The organism is Saccharothrix sp. S26, from assembly GCF_021390395.1.
Taxonomy (GTDB): Bacteria; Actinomycetota; Actinomycetes; order Mycobacteriales; family Pseudonocardiaceae; genus Actinosynnema.
In genome coordinates this window covers 20,939-40,598 of sequence record NZ_JAJUWT010000008.1, presented here as the reverse complement: position 1 = coordinate 40,598, position 19,660 = coordinate 20,939, and the positions used below count along the sequence as shown (strand labels likewise).

Annotated in this window: 17 protein-coding genes and 1 pseudogene; 4 read left to right on the top strand and 14 right to left on the bottom strand. The window is 72.5% G+C overall.

Annotation, left to right across the window (positions count from 1 at the left end):
* The 12 genes from treY to shbA all read right to left on the bottom strand — a co-directional run bounded on the left by treY (position 1) and on the right by shbA (position 15,359).
* Positions 1–2,190, bottom strand: coding sequence for a malto-oligosyltrehalose synthase (treY, locus tag LZG04_RS14325; protein ID WP_233817565.1), 2,190 nt, complete (start codon positions 2,188–2,190; stop codon positions 1–3).
* An 89-nt stretch (positions 2,191–2,279) separates the two neighbouring features.
* Entirely contained in the window at positions 2,280–4,403 is a 2,124-nt protein-coding gene (gene glgX, locus LZG04_RS14320) for a glycogen debranching protein GlgX (RefSeq protein ID WP_233817026.1), read from the bottom strand.
* Positions 4,404–4,452: 49 nt separating this feature from the next.
* Positions 4,453–4,791, bottom strand: coding sequence for a hypothetical protein (locus LZG04_RS14315; RefSeq protein ID WP_233817024.1), 339 nt, complete (start codon positions 4,789–4,791; stop codon positions 4,453–4,455).
* Between the two features lie 88 nt (positions 4,792–4,879).
* Positions 4,880–6,772 (bottom strand): 4-alpha-glucanotransferase, encoded by a 1,893-nt coding sequence (gene malQ / locus LZG04_RS14310; RefSeq protein WP_233817023.1) that lies wholly within the window; start codon positions 6,770–6,772, stop codon positions 4,880–4,882.
* A gap of 121 nt (positions 6,773–6,893) precedes the next feature.
* On the bottom strand, positions 6,894–7,817 hold the full coding sequence (locus tag LZG04_RS14305) for a LacI family DNA-binding transcriptional regulator (RefSeq protein WP_233817563.1): 924 nt from the start codon (positions 7,815–7,817) through the stop codon (positions 6,894–6,896).
* Positions 7,818–8,122: 305 nt separating this feature from the next.
* Entirely contained in the window at positions 8,123–8,707 is a 585-nt protein-coding gene (locus tag LZG04_RS14300; protein WP_233817021.1) for a TetR/AcrR family transcriptional regulator, read from the bottom strand.
* A gap of 2 nt (positions 8,708–8,709) precedes the next feature.
* Positions 8,710–9,660, bottom strand: coding sequence for an LLM class F420-dependent oxidoreductase (locus tag LZG04_RS14295; RefSeq protein WP_233817019.1), 951 nt, complete (start codon positions 9,658–9,660; stop codon positions 8,710–8,712).
* A gap of 198 nt (positions 9,661–9,858) precedes the next feature.
* Positions 9,859–10,767, bottom strand: a complete 909-nt coding sequence (locus LZG04_RS14290; RefSeq protein ID WP_233817017.1) for a M23 family metallopeptidase — start codon at positions 10,765–10,767, stop codon at positions 9,859–9,861.
* 310 nt (positions 10,768–11,077) lie between these two features.
* Positions 11,078–13,198: a transglycosylase domain-containing protein gene (locus LZG04_RS14285; protein ID WP_233817015.1), complete on the bottom strand. Its 2,121-nt coding sequence runs from the start codon at positions 13,196–13,198 to the stop codon at positions 11,078–11,080.
* Positions 13,199–13,322: 124 nt separating this feature from the next.
* The gene (locus tag LZG04_RS14280; protein ID WP_233817013.1) at positions 13,323–13,496 is read right to left on the bottom strand and encodes a hypothetical protein; all 174 of its coding nucleotides are present in this window, start codon (positions 13,494–13,496) and stop codon (positions 13,323–13,325) included.
* 38 nt (positions 13,497–13,534) lie between these two features.
* On the bottom strand, positions 13,535–14,638 hold the full coding sequence (locus tag LZG04_RS14275; RefSeq protein WP_233817011.1) for a PfkB family carbohydrate kinase: 1,104 nt from the start codon (positions 14,636–14,638) through the stop codon (positions 13,535–13,537).
* A gap of 22 nt (positions 14,639–14,660) precedes the next feature.
* Positions 14,661–15,359: an RNA polymerase sigma factor ShbA gene (gene shbA / locus LZG04_RS14270; RefSeq protein WP_233817009.1), complete on the bottom strand. Its 699-nt coding sequence runs from the start codon at positions 15,357–15,359 to the stop codon at positions 14,661–14,663.
* Positions 15,360–15,798: 439 nt separating this feature from the next.
* Between shbA and LZG04_RS14265 the strand changes: the two genes are divergently transcribed.
* From LZG04_RS14265 to LZG04_RS14255, 3 genes and pseudogenes are all read left to right on the top strand, one after another.
* Positions 15,799–16,626, top strand: coding sequence for an alpha/beta fold hydrolase (locus tag LZG04_RS14265; RefSeq protein WP_233817561.1), 828 nt, complete (start codon positions 15,799–15,801; stop codon positions 16,624–16,626).
* A 40-nt stretch (positions 16,627–16,666) separates the two neighbouring features.
* A pseudogene (locus LZG04_RS14260) lies at positions 16,667–16,849 on the top strand (helix-turn-helix transcriptional regulator); the annotation flags it as partial.
* Positions 16,850–16,853: 4 nt separating this feature from the next.
* Positions 16,854–17,420, top strand: a complete 567-nt coding sequence (locus LZG04_RS14255) for an NTP transferase domain-containing protein (RefSeq protein WP_233817005.1) — start codon at positions 16,854–16,856, stop codon at positions 17,418–17,420.
* Positions 17,421–17,429: 9 nt separating this feature from the next.
* On the opposite strand, the gene LZG04_RS14250 is transcribed toward LZG04_RS14255, so the two are convergent.
* Together LZG04_RS14250 and LZG04_RS14245 are read right to left on the bottom strand one after the other, a co-directional pair.
* Positions 17,430–18,056, bottom strand: coding sequence for a hypothetical protein (locus LZG04_RS14250; RefSeq protein ID WP_233817003.1), 627 nt, complete (start codon positions 18,054–18,056; stop codon positions 17,430–17,432).
* A 25-nt stretch (positions 18,057–18,081) separates the two neighbouring features.
* Complete coding sequence (locus tag LZG04_RS14245) at positions 18,082–18,900, bottom strand: lysozyme (protein WP_233817001.1); 819 nt, start codon at positions 18,898–18,900, stop codon at positions 18,082–18,084.
* Positions 18,901–19,189: 289 nt separating this feature from the next.
* Here LZG04_RS14245 and LZG04_RS14240 point away from each other — a divergent pair, with 289 nt between their 5' ends.
* Positions 19,190–19,570 (top strand): hypothetical protein, encoded by a 381-nt coding sequence (locus tag LZG04_RS14240; protein ID WP_233816999.1) that lies wholly within the window; start codon positions 19,190–19,192, stop codon positions 19,568–19,570.
* Positions 19,571–19,660: the final 90 nt, after the last annotated feature.

The following is a 19,660-nucleotide window of genomic DNA, read 5'->3' as shown; positions in this document are numbered from 1 at the left end:
TCAGTCCGCTTGTCCGAGCCGCCGGCGGTCGACCAGCAGCGCCACCGGGTAGCGGTCCAGCAGGTCCGCCAACCGCGGTGCGGCCGGCCGGGAGGTCAGCACGTCGACCCACTCCCCCGGTGGCAGCGGCAGCACCGCGTCGCCCCAGCCGCCCGCGTTCGCCAGGCCCACCGGGAGCCGGGTCGCCACCGCGACCAGCCCGGTCCGCTCGAACGCGACCACGTGCCGCGCGGTCAGCCCGGACGCCTCCAACGGCCGGTAGCCGCGGAACAGCTCGGGGTGCTCGCGGCGCAACCGCAGCGCGCGCTGCACGACGAGCAGCTTGGCCGCGCCCGAGTCGTCCACGTCGGGCAGCCAGCCGTCCTCGATGCGCTGGAGCAGCCGTCGCCGCACGTCGTAGTCGACCGGTCGGCGGTTGTCCGGGTCGACCAGGGACAGGTCCCACAGCTCGGTGCCCTGGTAGACGTCCGGCACGCCGGGCGCGGTGAGCTGCACCAGCTTCTGCCCGAGCGCGTTGGACCAGCCCGGGGCCACGATCCGGTCCACGAACGAAGCCACCTCGGCGGCCACCGGACCGGTCAGCACCTGCTCCGGCCACGCCGCCACGGCCGCTTCGAACGCCTCGTCGTGGTCGATCCACGTGGTGCGGACCTTCGACTCCTTGGCGGCCTTGTCCAGGTAGGCGCGCATCCGGTCGGCGGTGATGGGCCACGCGCCGACCAGCGACTGCCACGCCAGCGCGTTGAGCGACGGCTCGTCGATCGGGTGCGCGGCGGTCCACCGGCGCACCGCCTCGGCGAACTCGTGGGGCAGCTCCGCCAGCACCGCGAGCCGTGCCCGCACGTCCTCCGACCGCTTCGTGTCGTGGGTCGACAGGGCCGTCATCGCCGCGGGCGCGGCCGCCTCGCGCTGCGCCGCGCGCCCGTGGAACTCGGCGGGCGACACCCCGAACCGGTCCGGCGCGCCGCCGACCTCGTTGAGCGCCACGAACCGGGTGAACCGGTAGAACGCGGTGTCCTCGGTGCCCTTGGCGACGACCATGCCGGACGTCTGCTGGATGCGCGTGGCCAGCTCGCCCTGCGGTTCGGCGCGCACCTGGCGGTCCAGCGCCGCGACCGCGGGCGACGTCGCCGCGCGCACCGCCGCCGCCCACGCGTCGAGCCCTTCGGGCAGGTAGGAGCGGTAGACGGGGAAGTGCACCATGACCTCGGCGACCGCCCGTTCGGCTTCGGCGGGGTCCGCGTCGCGCACCAGGGCCGCGATCCGGCGCACCTCGGCGCGCAGGATCGTCCTGGTGACCAGCTCGCGGCACTCCCGCTCGACCTCGGCGAAGTCGGTGGGCACGCCCAGTTCCCCCGCCAGCTCGGTGAACGCCGCTTCGCCCGCGGGGTCCACGAACAGCCCGCACACCTCGCGCAGCGCGTCGTAGCCGGTGGTGCCGTCGACCGGCCAGCTCGCGGGCAGCCGCTCGTCCGTGCCGAGGATCTTCTCCACCACCAGCCACACGCCGGAGCGCTCGCGCAGCCGCTTCATGTAGCCGCCGGGGTCGGCCAGGCCGTCGGGGTGGTCGACCCGCAGGCCGGTCACCTCGCCCGCCGCGACCCAGCGCAGCACCTCGCCGTGCGTCGCGTCGAACACCTCGGGGTCCTCGACGCGCACGGCGGCCAGCGTGGTGATGTCGAAGAACCGCCGGTAGTTCAGCTCGGTGTTGCCGCGCCGCCAGAACACCAGCCGGTAGTGCTCGTGCTCCTCCTCGGACGCCTCGTCGCCCGCGAACGGCAGCAGCAGCGGCCCGGAGTCCCAGTCGACGTCGAAGTACTGCGCGTACCGCGACTGCCGGCCGTGCCGCAGCACGTCCCACCACCACTTGTTCACGTCGTCGGGCCCGACCGCCATGTGGTTGGGCACGATGTCGAGCACGAACCCGAGCCCGGTCCGCTTGAGCGCCTTGTGCAGCGCCACCCGCCCGGACTCGCCGCCCAGCTCCTCGCGGGCGCGGGTCGGGTCGACCACGTCGTAGCCGTGGGTCGACCCGGGCACCGCTTCGAGCACCGGTGACGCGTACAGCGCGCCGACGCCCAACGCGTCGAGGTAGTCGACCACCGCTTCGGCTTCGGCGAACGTGAAGTCGGGCGTGAACTGGATGCGGTAGGTCGACGCCGGCGGGCCACCGACGGGCTCGCCGCGCAGGGGTCCCCCCTGGGGGTCCCCTGTCTCGATCTTACCGGCGGGGTCCGACAATTCCGGGGTCGAGCCGGTGGCGGGACCGGGTGCGGCGCTCACTCCTGCTCCAACCGCTGCAGCACGACCAGCGAGCGCGCCACCAGCGTGAGCGTGCCGCCCGCCGGGACCACCTCGCCCAGCTCGGGCGCCGTCACCTCGCCCGTCGCGGTGTCGATCACGACCGTCCACTGCGGACCGTAGCCCTCCTCCGGCAACGTCACCTCGATGTCCTCGTGGTGGGCGTTGAACGCGACCAGGAACGAGTCGTCCAGCACGCGCATCCCCCGCGCGTCGAGGTCGGGGATGCCTTCGCCGTTGAGGAACACCACGACGCAGCGACCGAAGTCGTCACCCCAGTTCTGCTCCGTCATCTCTTCACCCGTTGGGGTGAACCAGGCGATGTCGCGGAGCTCGTCGCCCTTGCGGATCGGCTTGCCCTGGAAGAACCGACGCCGCCGCAGCACGGGGTGCTGCCTGCGGAACGCGGTCAGCGCCGAGGTGAACTCCACCAGGTCGCGGTTCTTCTCGGCCAACCTCCAGTCCACCCAGGACAGCTCGTTGTCCTGGCAGTAGGCGTTGTTGTTGCCGTCCTGCGTGCGGCCCAGCTCGTCGCCGTGCAGCAGCATCGGCACGCCCTGCGACAGCAGCATCGTGGCCAGCAGGTTGCGCCGCTGCCTGGCCCGCAGCTCGTTGACCTCCGGGTCGTCGGTCGGGCCCTCGACGCCGCAGTTCCACGACCGGTTGTCGTCCGCGCCGTCGCGGCCGTCCTCGCCGTTGGCCTCGTTGTGCTTGTCGTTGTACGACACGAGGTCGGTGAGCGTGAACCCGTCGTGCGCGGTGACGAAGTTGATCGACGCGTACGGGCGGCGGCCGTCGTCCTGGTACAGGTCCGACGAGCCGGTGAAGCGGGAGGCGAACTCGCCCAGCGTGGCGGGCTCGCCGCGCCAGAAGTCGCGCACCGTGTCGCGGTACTTGCCGTTCCACTCGGTCCACAGCGGCGGGAAGTTGCCCACCTGGTAGCCGCCCGGCCCCACGTCCCACGGCTCGGCGATCAGCTTCACCTGCGAGACCACCGGGTCCTGCTGCACGAGGTCGAAGAACGTCGACAGCCGGTCCACGTCGTAGAACTCGCGGGCCAGGGTGGCGGCCAGGTCGAACCGGAACCCGTCGACCCTCATCTCGGTCACCCAGTACCGCAGCGAGTCCATGATCAGTTGCAACGTGTGCGGGCTGCGCACGTTCAGCGAGTTCCCGGTGCCGGTGTAGTCCATGTAGAACTTGGGCTCGTCGTCCACCAGCCGGTAGTACGCCTGGTTGTCGATGCCGCGCATGGACAGCGTGGGTCCCAGGTGGTTGCCCTCGGCGGTGTGGTTGTAGACCACGTCGAGGATGACCTCGATGCCCGCCTCGTGCAGGGCGCGCACCATGCCCTTGAACTCCTGGACCTGGTTGGCCTGCTCCGGCATCGCCGCGTAACCGGAGTGCGGCGCGAAGAACCCGATAGTGTTGTAGCCCCAGTAGTTCCGGAGGCCCTTCTCCTGCAGCCCGTGGTCGGTGATGAAGTGGTGCACCGGCATCAGCTCGAGCGCCGTGACGCCGAGGCTCTTGAGGTGGTCGATCACCACCGGGTGCGCCAGGCCCGCGTACGTGCCGCGCAGCCGTTCCGGCACCTCGGGGTGCTGCATGGTCAGGCCCCGGACGTGGGCCTCGTAGATGACCGACTCGTTGTACGGGACGTTCGGCGGGCGGTCGTTCGCCCAGTCGAAGAACGGGTTCACCACCACCGACAGCGGCACGTGCCCGGCCGAGTCGAGGTCGTTGCGCTTGTCGGGGTGGCCGAACCGGTAGCCGAACAGCGACTCGTCCCAGTCGACGTCACCGGTGATCGCCTTGGCGTACGGGTCGATCAGCAGCTTGTGGGGGTTGCACCGCAGGCCGCGCGCCGGGTCGTGCGGCCCGTGCACGCGGTAGCCGTACTTCTGGCCGGGGCCGATGCCGAGCAGGTAGCCGTGGTGGACGAAGCCGTCCACCTCCGGCAGCCGCACGCGCGTCTCGTTGCCGTCGTCGTCGAACAGGCACAGCTCGACGTAGTCGGCGACCTCCGAGAAGAGGGTGAAGTTGGTGCCTACGCCGTCGTAGGTGGCACCGAGCGGGTAGGGAGTTCCGGGCCAGGGCCGCACAGGGTTTTTCCTCCGGACGAGCGAGAACGATTCGACCCCTGCCGTTGGGTCAGGGTCTGGTGGTGTGGGCCCTGGCGAGCTGGCCGCGCGCGGCGACCAGCAGCAGCCGCGCCTCCTGGAGCTCGCCGTAGCGCAGGTGCTCGCAGGCGGCCTCGGCGCAGGCCACCGCCTGGGCCAGCGCGCCGTCCGAGCCGCACTCGACGCGCCGCAAGGCGTTCACGAGGGACTCTTCGGCGAGGAGCGCGCCCCCGAGGGGGTCGGCCAGGTTCGACGGCCGCACGGAGACCAGGGCCCTTTCGACGGTCGTCTCCAAGACGTCCGCCGGGCTGCTCTGGGGGATCATCTGCTCGGGCACGAGCCCGGTGCGGGACACCAAGTCGGTGTTCACGGGTGACTGCCACCTCCAACCATGACGCGGGTGACTGCTTGACCATACTCCGCGGCCGGGCCGCGCGCTGTGACGTGCGCGGTCCGCTTCATCGGGGACCGCTCCCACCGGCCGGACCCGTGCGACCGGCCGCCAGCGCCGCCGCCACCCGCCGCACGCGCGGGTCGCCGAACAGGTCGGCGAGCGCGACGGGCAACGGGATGCGCCAGTTCGGGTACTGGTCGGTGGTGCCGGGGAGGTTGGGCTGTCGCACTTCGCCCAACGCGTCCTGCGGCGAGGTCAGCACGAGCACGGATCGGGCTTTCGCGAGCAGGGAGTGGAACGCGGTGACGAGGTCATCGGCGGGGACGCCTTCCTGCTTGAGGAGTTCGAGCAGCTCCGCGCGCTCACGCTCGGCGGCCCGGTATTCCCCGTCGACGGGCCCGTCAAACTGACCGAGTTCGGCTCTCACCCGGACGTGTTCGGCGGCCAGGAACCCGGCCACCGTCGGCAGGTCGTGGGTGGAGATGCTCGCCATGGCCGAGGAGGTCCACTTCTCCGGCGGGATCAGCGGGTGGTCGGGCAGGTCGTACTCGCGCTGGAACCACAGCACCGCCGAGCTGAGCATGCCGTGCTCGTGCAACGCCTCGGTGACCTTCGGCTCGACCGTGCCGAGGTCCTCGCCCACGACGACCGCGCCCGCCCGGTGCGCCTCCAGCGTCAGCACGGCGAGCATCGCGTCCGGGTCGTAGTGCACGTACGTGCCGCGCTTGGGCGGCTCGCCCGGCGGGATCCACCACAGCCGCCACAGCCCGGCGACGTGGTCGATGCGGATGCCGTCGGCGTGCCGCAGCACGCTGCGCACCACCGCCCGGAACGGCTCGTAGCCCTGCTCGGCCAGCTTGTCGGGCCGCCACGGCGGCAGGCGCCAGTCCTGGCCCATCCTGCTGAACGCGTCCGGCGGCGCGCCGACCGTGACGTCCGCGGCGAACGCGTCGCGCACCGCCCACGTGTCCGCCCCGCCCGGGTGCACGCCCACCGGCAGGTCGTGCACGATGCCGACCGGCATCCCCGCGTCGCGCGCGGCCTGCCGCGCGGCGGCCAGCTGCCGCTCGCACAGCTCCTGCAACCACGCGTGGAACGCCACCCGTTCGGGGTCGGTGGTGGCCGTGGCGGGGTCGCGCTGCTCGGGCGGCCACTCGCGCCAGTCCGGGCCGTGGGCCTCGGCCAGCGCGCAGAACCGGGCGAAGCCCAGCAGCTCGCCCTCGGGCTGCCGGTGCTCCACGTGCCGCCAGAGCAGTTCCAGCGCCGTCGCCTTGGCCGTCCACACGGCGTCGTAGTCGATCAGGTCGGTGTCGTCGGGCGGGCGCAGCGCGTCGATCTCCGCGCGGGTGGCGGCGTCGACCTCCCGGTAGGCGGGGATGTCGGAGATGCGCAGGTAGAGGGGGTTGGCGAAGCGGCGGCTCGACGGCGAGTACGGCGAGCGCTCCACCGGCAGCGTCGGGCTGACCGCCTGCACGGGGTTGACCAGCAGCACGCCCGCGCCCAGCTCGGCGGCGCTGCGCCGGGCCAGGGTGGCCAGGTCGGCGTAGTCGCCCATGCCCCACGACTCGGCCGAGCGCATCGCGTAGAGCTGGAGCATCCACCCCCACGACCGGGGCACGGGAGGGAGCTTGCGCGGCGCGACGATCACGGTCCGCTCACCGAGCCGGTGGTAGCCCGGCGGCAGCGCGGCGGGCAGCTCGACCGTGCCGCCGTCCTCCAGCTCGACCGTGCCGCTCTCCTCCAGGACGTCGCCCTCGCGCAGGACGACCGTGCGCGGCGGCGACTTGGGGGCGGCGAGCGCGCGCCGCACCGCCTCCGGTGTCGACGCGTCCACGTCCAGTTGGGCGAGGACCGCCACGACCACGTCCGGGTCGACGTCGGCTCGACGTTGGTTGGCGTCTTCGTAGTGGGTGGCCACCCCGTGGGCCTCGGCCAGTGCCGCGAGCTCCTCGTCCACGTCGGACAGCTTCGCCTTCCCCGTCGTTCCGAATCCAGGCTGGTGACGAGTGGTCACCCAAAGGTTGCAGGACGTTGCCCGTGGTTAATAACCCAGCCGAGTGAGGCTCAAACCTGTCGGTTCAGCGGGCGGTCCGCCGACCGGTCGACTCGCGCACGACGAGCTGCACCGACGGCGGCTCGGTCTCGTCCTCCTCGCCGCGCAGGCGGGCCAGCAGCACGTCCACCGCGTGCTCGCCGCGTTCGCGCCACGCCCCCTCCACGGCGGTCATGCCGACGGCGCGGGCCAGGTCCGTGCCCTCCAGGCTGACGATCGACACGTCGCCGGGCACGTCGCGGCCGTCGCGGCGCAGCCGCAGGAACACGCCCAGCGCCACCTCGCCGCTCGTGCTGATCACCGCGGACGGCAGGCGCTCGCCGTCGAGCAGCGCGTCCACCACCTGCTCCCCACCCGCGACCGTGGAGGACGACCACAGGGTCCACTCCGGACGGACCGACAGGCCCTCGCCGACCAGCACCTCGTCGTAGGACTCGTCGATGTCGCCCGCCAGCACCAGCGCCACCTCCCGGTGCTCCAGCTCGGTGAGGTGGCCGACGGCCAGCCGCAGCGCCGCGCGCAGGTCGTCGTCCCACACCGCGACCACGGGCACGTCTAGGCCAGCCAGCGCGGCGTCCTCGGCCTCGGTGAGGTTGACCGCCAGGGCGAGCACCCCGTCCACGCGGCGGGCCAGCGGCAGGTCCTCGAAGAACCGCTTGCGCGCGTCGGCGTCGCGCAGCACGTAGAGCAGCACGTCGTACCCGGCCTGCCGCAACGCGCCCTCCGCGCCCGCGAGCAGGTCGCCGCGGCCCACGTCGGCGGTGAGGACCGCGACCGCGTAGCGGCGGCCGCCGGCGAGGCTGGACGCGTCCCGGGCGATCGCGTACCGCATGCGCTTGGCGACCTCGGTGACGTACCGGCGGGTCGCCTCGGACACGCCGGGCTCGCCGCGCAGCGCCCGCGACACCGTCGCCGCGGACACCCCGGCGGCCCGCGCGACGTCGGACATGCTCGTCAACTCACACCTCCCGGCCTGGTACGAGACTAGCGAGATCCGCACGGTCGCCTCGGCGCGAGCACCCGGTGCGACGTGATCGACACCGTGCGGAGGGCCGGCGAGCGGCCTCCCGCCTTCACACAGGACGGCACGCCCGCACGACGTCGACCACCCGTTGCTGTGGGTCGGCGGTGGCGAGATGGCCACCGCGGTCGGTGTGGACCACCCGTCCGCCGCTCGTCGTCGGCACCGACCGACCGTGATCGACATCATCGGAGCTCGACCCGGACCCAGCGCCGACCGCGCCGCCTGACGGCCTACGCGGGCCGCAGCCCGGCCAGGACGAAGTCGGCGATCTCGCCGCCGAGCCGGGCGGGCGACTTCGGGCCGTCCGGCCGGTACCAGGTGGGCAGCTGGTTCACCACGCCCAGCGCGATCAGCACGACCGTGTCGGCGGGCACGGCGGAGCTGAACCGGCCGTCGCGCTGCGCCTGCTCGACCACGGACCGGAACGTCTCGTGGTAGCGCCGCCGCTCGGCCCGGAAGCTCGCCATCCGGTCCGCGTCGAGCCGGTGCATCTCGCGCACGAACACCGCGGTCTCGTCCACGCTCGCCGCGGTCGTCTCGACCAGGCTGACCACGATCCGCCGCACCGTGGTGGCCGCGTCCAGCCCGGCCGCCACGATCCCGTCGAGGTCGGCCATCTGCCGCCCGATCAACGACCGGTAGATCTCGAACAGCAGGTCGTCCTTGGACCCGAAGTAGTGGTAGAGCGCGCCCTTGGTGACCGAGGCGGCCTCGACGACCTCCTGCACCGTCGTGGCGTCGAACCCCTTCGCGGCGAACAACCGCACGGCCGCGCCCACGATCCGCTCGGGCGTCGCCCCGGTCCGCCGCGCCACGGTCAGGCCCCTGGCGCGAGCGCGCGCACCAGGTCGAGCTGGTCCGCGCCGGTGGGCAGCAGGGCGATGACGGGCGTGTCGACGCCGTTGGCGGCGTACTTCGCCACGTGCGCGCGGCACTCGTCCACGCCGCCGTGCACGATCAGCGCGTCCACCACCTCGTCCGGGATGAGCGCGCCCGCGCCGCGCCGGTCGCCGGACGCCCACGCCTCGTGCATCGGGCGCAACGCCTCGCCGCGGCCGAGCCAGTCGTGGAAGGCCGCGTACGCGGGCACGGTGAGGTAGGTGCTGATCAGCATCCGGCCCAGCGCGCGGGCCGCGTCGGCGTCCTCGGTCGGGCACACGAAGATCCGGGCGGCCAGCTCGCCGCCGGCCATCTCGGCGCGCACCTTGGGCACGTCGTCGGCGCCGAGCCAGTTGGTGATGGCCCCGTCGGCCTCGCGCCCGGCCAGCCGCAGCATGCCGGGGCGCAGGGCGGCGAGCATGATCGGCACCGGGTGGCGCGGCGCGCGCTCCAGCTTGAAGCCGCGCACGCGGAACGTCTCGTACTCCTCGGACACCTTCTCGCCCGCCAGGGCCGCCTTGAGGAACCGCAGCGTGTCCCGGGTGCGCTTGAACGGCTCGTGGAACGGCACGCCGTTCCACCGCTCGACGATCGCGGGCGAGGACGACCCGATGCCCAGCACGAACCGTCCGCCGGACACCTCGGCCAGGGTGGCGGCGGTCATGGCCAGCGTCGCCGGGCCGCGCGTGTAGACGGGGGCGATGGCCGTGCCCAGGCGGACGCGGTCGGACCACTGGGCGGCCAGCGCCAGCGGCGTGAACGCGTCCGTGCCCGCGGTCTCGGCCGACCAGACGTCGGTGTAGCCGAGGTCGGCCAGTTCGGCCACCAGCGCGCGGTGGTCGAGCACCGGCACGCCGGTCAGCGGCAGGGTGATTCCCCAACGAGCCACGTTCGCCTCCCGAAGGTCTCCGGCCGCCACCGTACCTCAGGTACCGACCAGTCGGTATGCCGGTCGCGGAGAACGTGCCCGAGATGTGTGAACCGCCCGCGACGGGGGTAACCGGGGTGTGCGACCCCCTCCGAAGTGCCGTACTGCCCCGCCGGAAGTGCGCCCGGCGGGGCAGTACGGGGGAGTCGGACCGTCAGCTCAGAGCGTGATGCCCCGCTCGCCCAGCCAGCCGACCGGGTCGATCTTCTGCGAGCCGTTGAGCCACACCTCGAAGTGCAGGTGCGGGCCGGTGGACTGGCCGCGGTTGCCCATGGTGGCGATCTGCTGGCCCGCGTGGACCTGCTGGCCCGCGGACACGAGCGTCTCGTTGACGTGGCCGTAGATCGTGATCGTGCCGTCGTTGTGCTGCACGCGCACCCACAGGCCGAAGCCCGACGCCGGGCCCGCCTCGACCACGACGCCGTCCATCGCGGACAGGATCGGGGTGCCGATGGAGTTCGCGATGTCCACGCCGTAGTGGCTGGTGCCCCAGCGGGCGCCGAAGCCGGAGGTGAACTGGCCCTCGGCGGGCTTGACGACCTTCGGGCGCTTCGCGGCCTCCTCGGCGGCCTTCTGCTCGGCGACGCGGGCCTGCTCCGCGGCGATCCGGGCGTTCTCGGCGTCCACGCGGGCCCGCTCGGCGGCCGCGGCGTCCTGCTGGCGCTTCAGCTCGGCCTGCCGGGCGGTGTAGCCCTCGGACGCGTGGCGGATCGCCTGGTCGACGTGCTGCCGGACGAGCAGCCCCTCGGAGCGCATCAGCTTGGCCGCCTCGAACGCGGGCTCGACGGCGTGGACCGTGCGGATCTCGGGCGAGCTCGGCGCCGAGGTGTGCACCAGCGCGGCCGCCAGGTCGGAGCCCGCGGCGACGGGGAGGAAGCGCGTCTCGCCGGTGTCGAGACCGCCGGCGGCGCCCACACCGGTGGCGAGGGCGCCCGCGGCGACCACCGCGGCCGCGACCCGGCCGCTCACGGGCTTGCGGTCGCACTCCGCGCGGTGGGAACGGGTGCCGGACTGGGTGCGGGGCGCGGTGAACGCGCGTCGCCCGCGGCCTTTCGTGTGCCGTGCCAAGGTAGTGCCTTCCTGCATTCGGGGAGCACGGCCCGGCCACCAGGACACCTGGCGGGGGATCCAGGCTGGCGGAGCTTTCGGGGAGCGCCGCCGTGTCCCTAAGGTGACCGAACCGTGACATGCGGCCGGGACCGTAACCCGATGTAACAAGAAGAGGCAAGCCTCAGCACTGCGACTAGTGCTTTTTGGTGAGATAACCCACTGATCGTCACACAGCGTGTTCGAGTACTTCTGAGTTCCGCATCCTGTCGTTATAAAAGCCCAGGTCAAAGGCCACTTGCGGGCTGACGTAACCCGTGACGAAGGTCGACTACCGGTACTTCGGGTTGACCGGCGGCAGGTTGGCCGGTTCCTGGCCCTCGTGGATCACCTTCATCGCGTTGAACCAGGTCGGCGCAGCCACCTGACCACCGAAAACACCGGCCGCGTCGTTGGTGCCGCACAGCCTCGGCGGGGTGCTGTTGCAGATCACCTGCGGAGCCACCCCATCGGTGAACGTCATGACCGCACCGGCGTACTGCGGCGTGGCGCCCATGAAGGCCACCGACCAGTGGTTCTCGGTGGTGCCGGTCTTGCCGATCATGGGCCAGTTCCAGCCCGCGTTCGACGCCGCCTGCGCCGCCGTGCCGTTGGGCTTGACGTCCGCGCTCATCGCGGTGGCCAGCGCGTTCGCCACGTCGGGCGCGACGGCCTGGTCGCACGCCGCTTCCTTGAGCTGCACCGGTCGGCCGTTGCGGTCCACGATCTTCTCCACCGGCGTCGGCGGGCACCACTTGCCGCCGCTCATGATCGTAGCCGCGACGTTGGACAGCTCCAGCACGCTGGTCGGGCCCGCGCCGAGGGTGAACGAGCCGCTGTTGTCCCGCTTGTAGACGTCGCCCTGGGACGGCCCGTTGGAGCCGTCGGCCTTGAGCGGGTCGCCCTTCCAGTCCACGCCCTGCATCGACTCGCGCAGGCCCAGCCGGTAGGCCATGTCGACCACGTTGTTCAGCCCGGCCTGCTCCTCCAGGATGATGAACGCGGTGTTCGGCGACTGGGCCAGCGCCTCGGTCAAGGTCATCTTCTCCTTGTACTCGCCCGCGTTCTTGACCGTGTAGGGCTTGTTGCCGTCCTTGTAGACCTTCGAGGTGTAGGTCTTCGGCACGTCGATCGGCTTGTCGATGCCGGTGACGTTGCGCTCCAGCGCCGCCGCGGCGGTGAACACCTTGTAGATCGAGCCCGCGCCGAACTTGGTCACCTCGGCCGGGATCGAGTACGCGCTCTGCCCGGCGTCGGCGTTGTTGCCGAAGTCGCGGTTGGCGGCCAGCGCGCGCACCCGGTGCTTGTCCGGGCCCGGCTGCACCACGGCCATCGCGTTGGCCACGCCCGGCTGGGTCTTGGGCACCTGCTGCATCGCGGACTCCTTGGCCGCGCGCGTGGCGACCGGGTCCATCGTGGTGGTGATCGTGTACCCGCCGCGCAGCAGCTCCTCGGTCGGCAGGCCCGCCTTCTCCAGGTAGTCGACCAGGTAGCGGCAGAAGAAGCCGTAGACCGGGCCGTCACCCGCGCCGACGCAGCCGTTGGGCAGCAGCTTCAGGTCGGGCACGACGCCGATGTCGGTCGCCTTGTACTCGGCGGCCTTCTCCTCGGCGACCTTCGCGTCGGGACCGAACGCGCCGTTGTCGCGCATCCGGTCGATCACGGTGTTGCGGCGCTTGATCGCGGCGTCCACGTCGGAGCCGGGGTTGAGCCTGCTCGGCTCGTTGACCAGGCCGGCGAGCATCGCGGCCTGCGGCACGGTCAGCTTGTCCGGGGTGGTGTCGAAGTAGGTGCGGGCCGCCGCGCCGACGCCGAACGCGCCGTTGCCGAAGGGGACGACGTTGAGGTAGGCGGTGAGGATCTCGTCCTTGCTCATCTTCTGCTCGAGCTGGGTGGCGATCCGGGCCTCGCTGATCTTGCGGCCCAACGTCACCTCGGTCGCCTTCTCGTAGGCCTCCTCGGAGCCCTTGCCGACCACGAAGGCGAGGTAGTTCTTCACGTACTGCTGGGTCAGCGTCGAGGCGCCCTGGCTGGTCTCGCCGTCGACGCCCGCCTTCGCGGCGGCGCGGGCGATGCCCTGCCAGTCGACGCCCTTGTGCTCGAAGAACCGCTTGTCCTCGATCGCGATGATCGCGGCCTTCATGGTGTCCGCGATGCCCTCGGACGGCACGGGCACGCGGTACTGGTCGTAGAGGTAGGCGATCGGCTGGCCGTGCATGTCCAGCACCGTGGTCACCAGCGGCAGCTCGGCCTTGGTCAGCTCACCCGAGGTCTGGTCCACCGTGTCCGCGGCGCGGTTGGACGCCAGCCCGAGGCCGCCGACCACCGGGAACAGCACCGCCGCGACGAGCACCCCCGCCATCAGGCACAACCCCACCAACTTGACCAGACCTGTCGCGCGCGCGGCGAACACTGAACCAGCAACCCCTTCCGAGACCCGCGGGAACCCCCACTGACTAAGTCGCACGAAGACCACCGCGGGTTGCTCCCCGACGAGCAGAAGTTTTCGGCGCGATCCCCGGCGACGGTTGTCGAAGTTACTCCTGCCCGCCGGAGGCCGTGGTCAAACCCCGCTCGGCCGGACGGCGCAGCGCCACGGGCACGGCGAGGTGATCAGCCTCACGCCCGGCCGGCGGCCGCGACCGGCCACCCGGGCGGTCGAACGGCGACCCGTCCATGATCGAACAGGTGTTCGCCGGCGGCAAGCTCACGATCGAGTGATCCGCGTGGCGTGCCGCCGGGACGCGGCTCACCCCGAGGCGCGCAGCCGGATCGTCGCGCTGGCCCGCCGGACCTCGACCCCCGCGTGCCCCGGCAGCACGTCGTCCAGGAACGAGTACGCCTTCAGGTCGTCGTCCGCCCGCCGTGACACGGTCCGCCACCACGTGGCGATGTCCACCCACCCCGGCGCGGACAGCGACCCGCCGAAGTGCTGCACCGACAGCGCCGCGCACAGGTTCGCGAACCGCACCCGGTGCGCCAACGGCCACCCGGACAACGTCCCGAGCACGAACCCGGCGCCGAACACGTCACCCGCGCCGGTCGAGTCCAGCGGCGCGATGTTCAGGCCCGGCACGTCCACCATCTCGCCGGTGGCCGAGTCGACCGCGACCGCGCCACCGCCGCCTCGCGTCACCACCACCACGGGCACGTGCTCGGCCAACGCCACCGCGGCGCGCTCGGGCGTGTCCGACCGGGTGTACCGCTGGGCCTCGGCGTCGTTGGGCAGGAACACGTCGTAGCGCTCCAGCCGGCGCAGCAGCTCGGGCGCCCACAGCTCGGTCCGGTCCCACCCGATGTCGGCGAACAGCAGCGCGCCCTGGTCCTTCGCCTGCGACACCCACCGCTCGTCCTCCGCGCCCACGTGCACGAAGCACGCGCGCGTGCGCGGCGGCGGGTTGAGGATCTCGTCGGCCGACACCGGTGGCCGGTGGCCGTGCGTCACCATCGACCGGTCGCGGTCCATCGCCATGGACACGGTGACCGGGGAGTGCCAGCCGTAGTAGCGGCGGCAGTAGCTGAGGTCGACGCCCTCCTGCTCGGACAGGACCTCCCAGCAGAAGTCGCCGTAGGCGTCCTCGCCGAACGCGGCGGACAGCGCGGTCCGCAGCTGGAGCCTGCTCAGCGCGACGGCGAGGTTCGCGATCCCGCCGGGGCACGAGCCGAGCCCCTCGGCCCAGACCTCGGTGCCCGGCGCGGGCGGGCGCGGCAGGCCGGTGAAGATGATGTCCAGGAACACGGTCCCCGAGAGCAGCACGTCGAACACCGGCTCCTCGCCCGGCCCCGATCCCGCGGCGGACGTCGGCGGGTCCGGCGGCACGAGCGGTGGCACGAGCGGGGGCGTGGCGGCCATGACCCCACGATGCCAGGCCGGCTCAGCCGTCGACAGCCGCGAACATCTCGCGCATACGGGCGAGCGCACGGTGTTGCGCGACGCGGACCGCGCCCGCGGTCGAGCCGACGGCCGCGGCCGTCTCCTCCGCCGACAGCCCCACCGCGATCCTGAGCACCAGGATCTCGCGCTGCCGTTCGGGCAGCTTCTGCAGCAGCTGCGTGACGTGGCCGATCAGTTCCCCGGTCATGGCCCGCTGCTCGGGCCCGGCCTCCAGGGTGGGCGTGTCCGGCAGCTCGGGCACCACCTCGGCCCGGCTGCGCACCGCACGTCTTCGCGCGTCGGCGACCTTGTGCGCGGCGATGCCGTAGACGAAGGCCAGGAAGGAGCCCGGCTCGTAGCGGTAGGTGCCCAGCGCCGACACCACGGCCAGGCACACCTCCTGGGCGATGTCCTCGGCCGAGACGAGGGTGCGCTCCCTCGACCCGACCCGCGCCCGGCAGTAGCGCAGCACCAGCGGTTGGATGCGCGCCAGGAGCTGGCCGATGGCGCGCGGGTCGCCCAGCAGCGCCTCGTCGACCAGTTCGGACAGCTCGGCCTCGGCCAGCCACGTGGCGGTCACCTGCCGCGGGCCCCCGCCCACGAGCAACCTGACCTCGGGACGACCGGGCACGTCCACGTCGTCGCGGACCGCGCCGACCCCCACCTCGACGTCGGCTCGCACGGATGCGTGCTGCACCATCCGGCGACCTCCTCACGCTCGTCAACTCCTCCGGCGCATCCCGGCTCACTGATGAGGAGCGCGGAGCGGGCCTCCTGATACGGGACGAGCAAAAGCTGACCACGATCCGACGCAGCGTGGTCGCAACAGCACTCGGTGGTGATGACGGATGAGCCGTTCGGCCGAGTGGCAGCCGCCGTCACGTCACCGTGCGGCGACTCCCCGGCCACTCATGTAGCCCATCCGGACACCCTCTTCGGAGTAGGCACAGAAGGGCTCCCCGTCCGCCCGACCGCCGTCGTCGAGCCGAGCGTGGCCATTCCACCCCGCCGCGCGGGTACCGCTCACCCGGCCGGGGCAGCGTGCCGGAGCGCGTCCCCGCCGCGGCCGCGGCTGGTGGCGGCGCGAGAATGCCCACCGCGAGATGTGCACCGGGCGAGTGAGGGGACTGAAGATCGCCGTGATCGAACAGTTGAGCGTGCGGACCGACGAGGGCGACTTCGACGCGATCGCGGCGGGCCCCGAGGACGGCCGGCCGGTGTTGCTGCTGCACGGCTTCCCCGAGGCCGCGGTCGAGTGGGAGCACCAGGTGGCGGTGCTGGGCCGCGAGGGGTTCCGGGCGGTGGCGTTCGACCAGCGCGGCTACTCCCCCGGCGTGCGGCCCGAGCGCGCCGCCGACTACGGCGTCGAGGCGCTGGTCGGCGACGTGCTGGCGGTGGCGGACTCGTTCGGCTGGTCGAGGTTCGACCTGGTCGGCCACGACTGGGGCGGCGCGGTGGCGTGGTGGACCGCGGCCGAGCACCCCGACCGGCTGCGCAAGCTCGCGGTGGTGTCCACGCCGCACCCCGGCGCGTTCGCCGAGGCGCTGCGCACCGACGAGGACCAGCACCTGCGGTCGGGCTACATGACCGAGTGGCGCAACAGCAACACCGAGAAGCGGATGCTGGACGACGACGGCGCGGCGTTGCGGCAGATGTTCGAGTGGCGGGTGCCGCCGAGCCGGGTCGACGAGTACGTGCGGCGGCTGTCCGAGCCGGGCGCGTTGACCGCGGCGCTGAACTGGTACCGGGCCGGGCGTCCGGGCGGCAAGGCCGGGAAGGTGTCGGTGCCCACGCTGTACGTGTGGAGCACCGACGACGTGGCGTTCGGGTCGACGGCCGCGTTGAGCACCGGCGACTGGGTCACCGGCCCGTACCGGTTCGAGATGCTGGAGGACGTGTCGCACTGGGTGCCGGAGGAGGTGCCGGAGGCGTTGACGGCGCTGCTCCTGGAGCACCTGTCGTCGTGATTGAACCGCTGCCGCGCCGCCGCACGTGTTCTCCCGTATGACGGAGTTGACCTACTCGGAGCGCAGGGTCGCCACCCTCGCCGCGTGTGGCCACAGCAACCGGGCGATCGCGATGCGGCTGCACATCACCGTGAGCACGGTGGAACAGCACCTGACCAGGGTCTACCGCAAGCTCGCGGTGGCCAACCGGGCGGAGCTGAAGGGGCACCGCGCCCTAGTGTGACCCCATGCGGGTCGCGGGGTTGCTGCTGGCCGCGGGCGCCGGGCGGCGCTTCGGCGGCCCCAAGGCGCTGGTGTCGCACGGCGGAGCGCTGTGGGTCGACCGGGCGGCGGTGGTGCTGCGCGACGCCGGGTGCGCGCCGGTCGTCGTGGTGCTCGGCGCGTCGGCGGCGTCGGTGCGCGCGCGGGCGGTGTTGGACGGTTGCGTCGTGGTCGACAACCCCGACTGGGCCACCGGCATGGGCTCGTCGCTGCGCGCGGGCCTGGACGCGCTGGCCGGCGCGGACGTCGGCGCGGTCGTGGTGCTGCCGGTGGACACGCCCGGCGTCACGGCGGCGGCGGTCGAGCGCCTGCGCGCGCTGGCGTCGCCGACGGCGCTGGCCCGCGCCTCCTACGACGGCGCACCCGGCCACCCGGTGCTGATCGGCTCCGCGCACTGGCCGGGCGTGGCCGCGTCGGCGGTGGGCGACGCCGGCGCGCGCGACTACCTGCGCGCGCACGGCGCGCTCGACGTGCCGTGCGGCGACGTGGCGGACGGCGACGACGTGGACCACCCGCGCGACCTGGCCCCGTGACGGCCCGGCTCACGCCGTGGTCGGGCGTTGCTCCTCGGCGTCCGGCTGCACGACGGGCAGCGGGCCGGAGATGATCCGCGGCAGCGGCACGTCCAACGACGGCGGCTCGGTGTCCGGCGTCCACCGGTCCTGGCCGTCCACCTGGCCGCCCAGCAGGGCGCTCGCCTCCGCCGTCGCCTGCTGCACGATCTCGCGGGCGCGCTGCTCGGCCTCGGCGAGCCGCCGTTGCGTCTCCTGCTCGGTCTCGTCCAGCAGCACGGCCTGCTGCCGCGCCACCTCCTCGGCCCGCTTGAGCATCTGCTCGCTGCGCTCGCGGGCGTCGGTCTCGAAGGCGTCCGCCCTCTGCCGGGCCACGTGCATCAGGTAGCGGATGCAGCCGGACACGGCGTTGTCCTTCGAGTAGCCGGCGTGCAGCACCCGGTACTCGGCGAGCTCGCTGCGCGCGTCCTCCAGCTCGCGCATGAGGTCGTCGGCGGTGGCGACGGCGCCGTCCCGGTCGGTCCGCAGCACCTCCAGCTCCTCCCGCAGGCGGGCCAGCTCCCACCGGGTGCGGATCAGCTCCTCGTCCACCAGTCGGCGGTCGTAGCCGCGCCACCGCACGGGGAAGGGCGTGCCCTGGGACTTGTCGTTGTGCATGGCTGCCACCGCCGTTCCGGACGACTCAGCCCCGGGCCAGCGCCACGAGGTCGTCCATGGTGCCGTTGAAGAGGTTCTGGTCGATCGGGGTCGACGAGTGCTGCCAGATGGAGTGCGCCGACCAGCGGTGCGGCAGCGGGCCGGTGCTCTCGGCGTAGCGGGCCACCCACAACGGGTTCGTCGCGGTGAAGTCACCGAGGCGGCCCGTGCACAGGTCCCACCACGAGGTGGACGTGTAGATCATCGGCCAGCGGCCGGTGCGCGCGTGGTAGGTCTCGCCGAACTGGCGGATCCAGGCCACCATCGCCTCCGGCGCGAGGCCGTAGCACTTGTCCTCGCCGTACGGGTTGTACTCGACGTCCAACGCGCCGGGCAGCGTGCTGCCGTCGGCGTTCCAGCCGCCGCCGTGGTCGACGAAGTAGTTCGCCTGGGCCGCGCCGTCGGACCGGTCGGGCAGCGCGAAGTGGTACGCGCCGCGGACCATGCCGACCTGGTGCGAGCCGTCGTACTGCTGGCCGTACTTGGGGTTGACGTACCCGGTGCCCTCGGTCGCCTTGACGTAGGCGAACCGCATGCCCTGGCCCCACCAGTGCGGCCAGTCGACGTCACCCTGGTGGCTGCTGACGTCCATACCGGACACCGTGGGGCCGTCGAGCACCAGCTCCGACGCGGCGACCGGGTCGGAGCCCTCGTGCTTGGCGATCTGCGAGCCGGCGGCGTGGTCGGAGTAGACCTCGGTCGAGGGCTGCTCCGCGGTCGCCGGGACGTGCAGTGCGGCGAGGCAGGCGAGGACCACCGCCGACGCGGTCGAGCGGGACTGCCACCTGTGCGATCGCGCCGGCATGGGACTTCCTCCCCTTCTCCGCGTCGGCGGAGCCGGGCCGGGCTCGGCGGCTCGCACCGACCCCGGCCGTGACTTCTGCCGAACGGCTACCACCGGACGTGCCCGGACAACCTGGACACGCCGTTTCCACCTGATCGAATGACAAAAGCCGTCTTTCGCGGCACGGCGCGTGAGCGACCGGTGTGCGTCGGTGACGATCAATTCCCCCGAGGGTCCGGAATTGCCGGCATGAAGTGACACTTCCGAGGGCACTCACCCGATGAGCACGACGCAGGAGAGGGTGAGGAGCATGACCTCGACCGAAGTCGACTGGGAGCCGTTCATCGAGTCACTGCACGAAGCGGCCGGCCTGTGGGACCGCGGGCTGGCCTGCCGGGCCAGCAGGCACGACCTCGACGACGAGGTCGACGCCGACCCGCCGCGGGTCGTGCCGATCACCGAAGCCGAGGCGGAGCGGCTGATGAGGGCCGTGGCGTTCCTCGCGCGCCGGTTGAGCGTGGCCGCCGAGTGCGTCGTCTACGTGACCGCCGAGTCACGGCTGGGAGCCGCCGCCGAGGGCGATCCCGCGGCGCAGGCCGACGCGCTGTCGTTGACCGCGCTGCACGCCGCCGCCATGCGCCACGCGGCGGATCTCGCGAGCGCCGCCTTCAACCGATCCGACGCTGCGTAGAATCGTCCACGAACGGGTGAACAATGCCGGGTTAAACGTCGGGGTCTCATTATCCGTACCTTGCAGTGAACCCCAGGTGATCGGTGTTTC

Excerpts from the sequence above, each read along its gene's own strand:
- LZG04_RS14305 (WP_233817563.1), bottom strand. The coding sequence starts at position 7,817 with ATGTCCGACGTCGCGCGGGCCGCCGGGGTGTCCGCGGCGACGGTGTCG.
- LZG04_RS14275 (WP_233817011.1), bottom strand. The coding sequence starts at position 14,638 with ATGGCCGCCACGCCCCCGCTCGTGCCACCGCTCGTGCCGCCGGACCCG.
- shbA (WP_233817009.1), bottom strand. The coding sequence starts at position 15,359 with ATGGTGCAGCACGCATCCGTGCGAGCCGACGTCGAGGTGGGGGTCGGC.
- LZG04_RS14255 (WP_233817005.1), top strand. The coding sequence starts at position 16,854 with ATGCGGGTCGCGGGGTTGCTGCTGGCCGCGGGCGCCGGGCGGCGCTTC.
- LZG04_RS14250 (WP_233817003.1), bottom strand. The coding sequence starts at position 18,056 with ATGCACAACGACAAGTCCCAGGGCACGCCCTTCCCCGTGCGGTGGCGC.
- LZG04_RS14245 (WP_233817001.1), bottom strand. The coding sequence starts at position 18,900 with ATGCCGGCGCGATCGCACAGGTGGCAGTCCCGCTCGACCGCGTCGGCG.
- LZG04_RS14240 (WP_233816999.1), top strand. The coding sequence starts at position 19,190 with ATGACCTCGACCGAAGTCGACTGGGAGCCGTTCATCGAGTCACTGCAC.